Source organism: Halomonas sp. 707D4 (genome assembly GCF_024158685.1).
In the GTDB taxonomy this organism is placed as follows: Bacteria; Pseudomonadota; Gammaproteobacteria; order Pseudomonadales; family Halomonadaceae; genus Vreelandella.
Window position 1 is genome coordinate 1 of record NZ_JAMZBD010000238.1, and the last position, 4772, is coordinate 4772.

Genomic DNA, 4772 nt, shown 5'->3' on the forward strand with positions numbered 1-4772 from the left:
AAAACGCGGTGGGAAGACCCACCGCGCTCTTGGTTCACGTTCACTATAGCGTCAATCGACCTGACGCGTACTCAGTAGTGCAGCACGGTGCGGATGCTCTTGCCTTCGTGGAGCAGATCGAACGCTTCGTTGATCTTCTCGAAGGGCATGTCGTGGGTGATGAAGTCGTCGATGTTGATCTCGCCGTTCATGTAGCGCTCCACGTAACCCGGCAGCTCGCTGCGACCCTTGACGCCGCCGAAGGCGGAGCCTTTCCAGACCCGGCCGGTGACCAGCTGGAACGGGCGGGTGGAGATCTCCTCGCCGGCACCGGCCACGCCGATGACGATCGACTCGCCCCAGCCCTTGTGGCAGCACTCCAGCGCCGAGCGCATGACGTTGACGTTGCCGATGCACTCGAAGGAGTAGTCGACGCCGCCGTCGGTCAGGTCGACGATGACCTGCTGGATCGGGTTCGAGTACTTCTTGGGATTGACGAAGTCGGTGGCGCCGAACTGCTTGGCGAGTTCGAACTTGTCTTCGTTGACGTCGATGGCGATGATCCGGCCCGCCTTCGCCATCACCGCACCCTGGATGACCGCAAGGCCGATGGCGCCGAGGCCGAACACGGCAACGGTCGCGCCCGGCTCGACCTTGGCGGTGTTGAGCACCGCGCCGATACCGGTGGTAACGCCGCAGCCCAGCAGGCAGATCTTGTCCATCGGCGCCTCTTTGGAGACGACCGCCAGCGACACCTCCGGCAGCACGGTGTATTCGCTGAAGGTGGAAGTGCCCATGTAGTGATGGAGCATCTTGCCATCGAGGGAGAAGCGCGAGGTGCCGTCCGGCATCACGCCCTTGCCCTGGGTCGCACGCACGCTGCCGCACAGGTTGGTCTTGCCGGAAAGGCAGAACTTGCACTTGCCGCACTCGGCGGTGTAGAGCGGAATGACGTGATCACCCGGCTTCAGGCTGGTGACGCCCTCGCCCACTTCCTGCACGACGCCGGCGCCTTCATGGCCCAGCACCGAGGGAAAGAGCCCTTCCGGGTCGGCGCCGGAGAGCGTGTAGGCATCGGTATGGCACACGCTCGTGGCGGCCATCTTCACCAGCACTTCACCCTTTTTCGGACCTTCGACATCGATTTCCACCAGTTCGAGCGGCTTGCCTGCCTCGAGTGCTACTGCAGCACGTGATTTCATGGTTCATCTCCCGGTTCAAACGTAAACGACTTACGCATGGCGCACAGTGTAGTCAGCTAGTGAAGGGGGATAAATAGGGATACACTCACAAGATTATTGCCCAGCAGCAACAATCCACTATTCTCACCATTATGATGTAGAAGTAGAAAAGGAAACCCCATGCAGCGTTGGGACCGAATCGAGGCCTTCGTCGAAGTGGTGAGGCTCGGCAGCTTCTCTGCCGCCGCGCGCCACCTGAAGGTGTCCACCTCGCACACCAGCCGGCTGGTGAGCCAGCTCGAGAACCAGCTCGGCGTACAGCTTCTCTATCGCACCACGCGCCAGATTCGCCTGACCGATGCCGGGACGATCTACGTCGAGCACTGCCGCCACCTGTTCGATGGCCTGCGCGACGCCGAGCAGGCGATCAACGAGCTTCAGGCAAGGCCCAGCGGGCTTTTGAAGCTCACGGCGGCCACTACCTTCGGCGAGCGCTTCGTCGCGCCCCTGGTCAACGATTTCCAGTGCCTGCATCCGGAGCTCGAGGTGCACATGCACTTCACCAATCGCGCGGTCGAGCTGATCGACGAGGGGTTCGATATCGCGATTCGCATGGGGGTACTGAAGGATTCGAGCCTGATCGCCAAGCGCCTTTGCGAGCGCCGCGAGTACATCGTGGGATCCAGCGACTATTTTCGCCAGGCGCCTCGGCCGCACACCCTCGCCGAGCTCAACCAGCACCCGTGCCTGCTGGGCTCGCGGCCGTTCTGGCTGTTCGAGGTCAACGGTCAGCGCCGCGAAGTGCGCCTCGAAGGTCGCTGGAGCGGCAACTCCGGCCCGGCCCTTCTCGATGCCGCGCTCAAGGGGCTGGGTCTTGCCCAGCTTCCGGATTACTACGTGGCCCCTTACCTTGAAAGCGGGGAACTGGTCGCGGTGCTCGAGCCGTTCCAGCATCACGACACCGCCGTCTGGGCGGTCTACCCGCGCCACCGCCACCTCTCTCCCAAGATTCGCCAGCTGGTCGACTACCTGGCCACCCATCTCGAGGCCCAGCTGCCTGGGCGCCGTTAGCTGCGCGAGTCGGGACGACCTCGCCGCGCCTTGGGCATGAAGGAAAGCGATATCGGCGTGCGAGCGCGCCTCAAGAGCGATATAATGCAACATTCATCAATGAATGTTTATAGCCTACGCTATAGTTTGCAAGGATACTCGATGTCACTTCCCCCACCCCATTGGCCTATCGACTTCAAGACGACACTCATGCGCGCCATCCTTTACGTGCTGTTCATCGCGGCGATCGCCCAAGGCGCCTACCTGGAGGCGCTCTACATGCCCGAGGTTCGCTTCAGCGAATACGGCTTCACCGAGCTGACCCAGACCGCCATGCTCGGCACGTGCTGCTTGATGCTGCTTTACGTTCGCCATGTCCTCAAGGTGTGGCCGACGGTGACGCTGCTGCTGCTCGCCTTCATCGCCTCGTCGCTGGTGCGCGAGCAGGACTATTTCCTGGACGAGTACGTTGCTCGCCACACCTGGAAGATCCTGGTCGCGCTGATCGTGATTCCCTCGATCGCCTGGGTCGTGATCAAGCGCCATGCGTTTCTCGACGAGTTTCGCCACTACAGCAATACCTTCGCCTTCGGCCTGTTCGCCGGCGGCGTACTGACGACCTACGTGTTCTCGCGCCTTTACGGGCGCGGCATCTTCTGGCAGGCGGTGCTCGAGGACAACTACGTGCGCGAGTTCAAGGATGCCGCCGAAGAGGTCGTCGAGCTTCTGGGTTACAGCCTGATCCTGTTCGCCACCCTGGAGCTTCTGCTGCTGGCACGACGCGTCCACCTGAGGCGCAAGGCGTCCCAGGCGCTGCTTTGACGCCACCTCGGTACCATAACGCCAACGCCGCCCTTTCGGGCGGCGTTTCATTTTTTATATACCCCTATGCGTAAAGCGATTTGCGCCACCCCGAGCTTGTCCGTAGTGTCCTTCGACTCACCCTTTTTCAACCCTTTCGACTCTCGATGGATACCGACGCCTCATGGATAATCACAACAACGCCGGCAAACCCGCTCGGCGCGGCGCCTTCACGCGCTTTCTCGACACCGTGGAGTGGCTTGGCAACCTTCTGCCCCATCCGGTCACCCTGTTCGCCATCCTGTGCGTGCTGGTGGTGCTGGCCAGCGGCATCGCCGGTGCGCTCGGCGTCTCGGTGGCGGACCCCCGCCCGGCCAACGAGGGCGAGTGGATCGCGGTCAACTCGCTGCTCAACGCCGATGGCCTGCGCCGCCTGATCACCGAGATGGTCACCAACTTCACCAGCTTCGCGCCGCTCGGTACCGTGCTGGTCGCCATGCTCGGCGTGGGCGTGGCCGAGCACTCGGGGCTGATTTCGGCCACCATGAGGGCGCTGGTGCTCAACCGCTCGCCGCGCATCGTCACCTACGCCATCGTCTTCGCCGGCATTCTTTCCAACATGGCCGCGGAGCTTGGCTACGTGGTGCTGATTCCACTGGCGGCGATGATCTTCCACTCGCTGGGGCGTCACCCGCTGGCGGGCTTGGCGGCGGCGTTCTGCGGTGTCTCCGGCGGCTACAGCGCGAATCTTTTGATCGGCACCGTCGACCCGCTGCTCTCGGGCATCACCCAGGAGGCCGCACGGCTGCTCGACCCGGCCTACACCGTGGGCGCCGAGGCCAACTGGTTCTTCATGTTCGTGAGCACGTTCGTCGTCACGCTGATCGGCGGGCTGGTCACCGAGCGCATCGTCGAGCCCAAGCTCGGCAAGTTCGATATCGATCAGGCCAGCGACGAGATCGACGGCCAGCAGATGGCCACGCTCGAGCCCACCGAGAAGCGCGCTCTGAAGGGCACCGGCCTTGCTATGCTCGCCATCGTCGCCGCGCTGCTGGTACTGGTGGTGCCGGAAAACGCCCTCTTGCGCAATCAGGAGACCGGGGCGATAGGCGGCTCGCCCTTCCTGAGCGGCATCGTGGTGATCGTGGCGGTGTCGTTCACGCTGCTTGGCTTCATCTACGGGCGCCTGGCCGGCACCATGCACACCGACCGCGACGTGGTCGATGCCATGGCCAAGAGCATGAGCCGGCTGGGGCTTTATATCGTGCTGGTGTTCTTCGCCGCGCAGTTCGTGGCGCTGTTCAACTGGAGCAACTTCGGCACCGTGACGGCGGTGGCCGGTGCGAGCCTTCTGGATTCACTGGGGCTCAGCGGCCCGGGGCTCTTTGCGCTGTTCATCCTGATGTGCGCCTTCGTCAATCTGTCACTGGGTAGCGCCTCGGCCCAGTGGGCGGTGACCGCGCCGATCTTCGTGCCGATGCTGATGCTGATGGGCTACGCCCCGGAAGTGATCCAGGCCGCCTACCGGATCGGCGACTCCACCACCAACCTGATCACGCCGATGATGAGCTATTTCGGACTGATCCTCGCCGTCGCCTCGCGCTACCAGAAGGACATGGGCATCGGCACCATGGTCGCGCTGATGCTGCCCTATACGCTGTTCATGCTGGTGGGCTGGAGCGTGCTGTTCTTCGTCTGGGTGTTCGTCTTCGGCCTGCCGGTCGGGCCTAACGCGCCGATCTACTACACCTTGTAAACGCC

Annotated in this window: 4 protein-coding genes; 3 read left to right on the forward strand and 1 reads right to left on the reverse strand. The window is 63.0% G+C overall.

Features of this window, described 5'->3' with window-relative positions; all coding sequences use genetic code 11:
* Nucleotides 1–71 precede the first annotated feature (71 nt).
* Nucleotides 72–1181 (reverse strand): S-(hydroxymethyl)glutathione dehydrogenase/class III alcohol dehydrogenase, encoded by a 1110-nt coding sequence (locus BIS11_RS10945; RefSeq protein WP_253424548.1) that lies wholly within the window; start codon nt 1179–1181, stop codon nt 72–74.
* Nucleotides 1182–1340: 159 nt separating this feature from the next.
* Here BIS11_RS10945 and BIS11_RS10950 point away from each other — a divergent pair, with 159 nt between their 5' ends.
* The 3 genes from BIS11_RS10950 (at nt 1341) to BIS11_RS10960 (ending at nt 4767) form a co-directional block, all read left to right on the forward strand.
* A complete protein-coding gene (locus tag BIS11_RS10950) occupies nt 1341–2231 on the forward strand; it encodes a LysR family transcriptional regulator (RefSeq protein ID WP_253424551.1) in 891 nt (296 codons plus the stop codon).
* Between the two features lie 141 nt (nt 2232–2372).
* Complete coding sequence (locus BIS11_RS10955; protein WP_253424554.1) at nt 2373–3032, forward strand: hypothetical protein; 660 nt, start codon at nt 2373–2375, stop codon at nt 3030–3032.
* Between the two features lie 163 nt (nt 3033–3195).
* On the forward strand, nt 3196–4767 hold the full coding sequence (locus BIS11_RS10960; RefSeq protein WP_253424556.1) for an AbgT family transporter: 1572 nt from the start codon (nt 3196–3198) through the stop codon (nt 4765–4767).
* Nucleotides 4768–4772: the final 5 nt, after the last annotated feature.

Excerpts from the sequence above, each read along its gene's own strand:
- BIS11_RS10960 (WP_253424556.1), top strand. The coding sequence starts at position 3,196 with ATGGATAATCACAACAACGCCGGCAAACCCGCTCGGCGCGGCGCCTTC.
- BIS11_RS10955 (WP_253424554.1), top strand. The coding sequence starts at position 2,373 with ATGTCACTTCCCCCACCCCATTGGCCTATCGACTTCAAGACGACACTC.
- BIS11_RS10950 (WP_253424551.1), top strand. The coding sequence starts at position 1,341 with ATGCAGCGTTGGGACCGAATCGAGGCCTTCGTCGAAGTGGTGAGGCTC.
- BIS11_RS10945 (WP_253424548.1), bottom strand. The coding sequence starts at position 1,181 with ATGAAATCACGTGCTGCAGTAGCACTCGAGGCAGGCAAGCCGCTCGAA.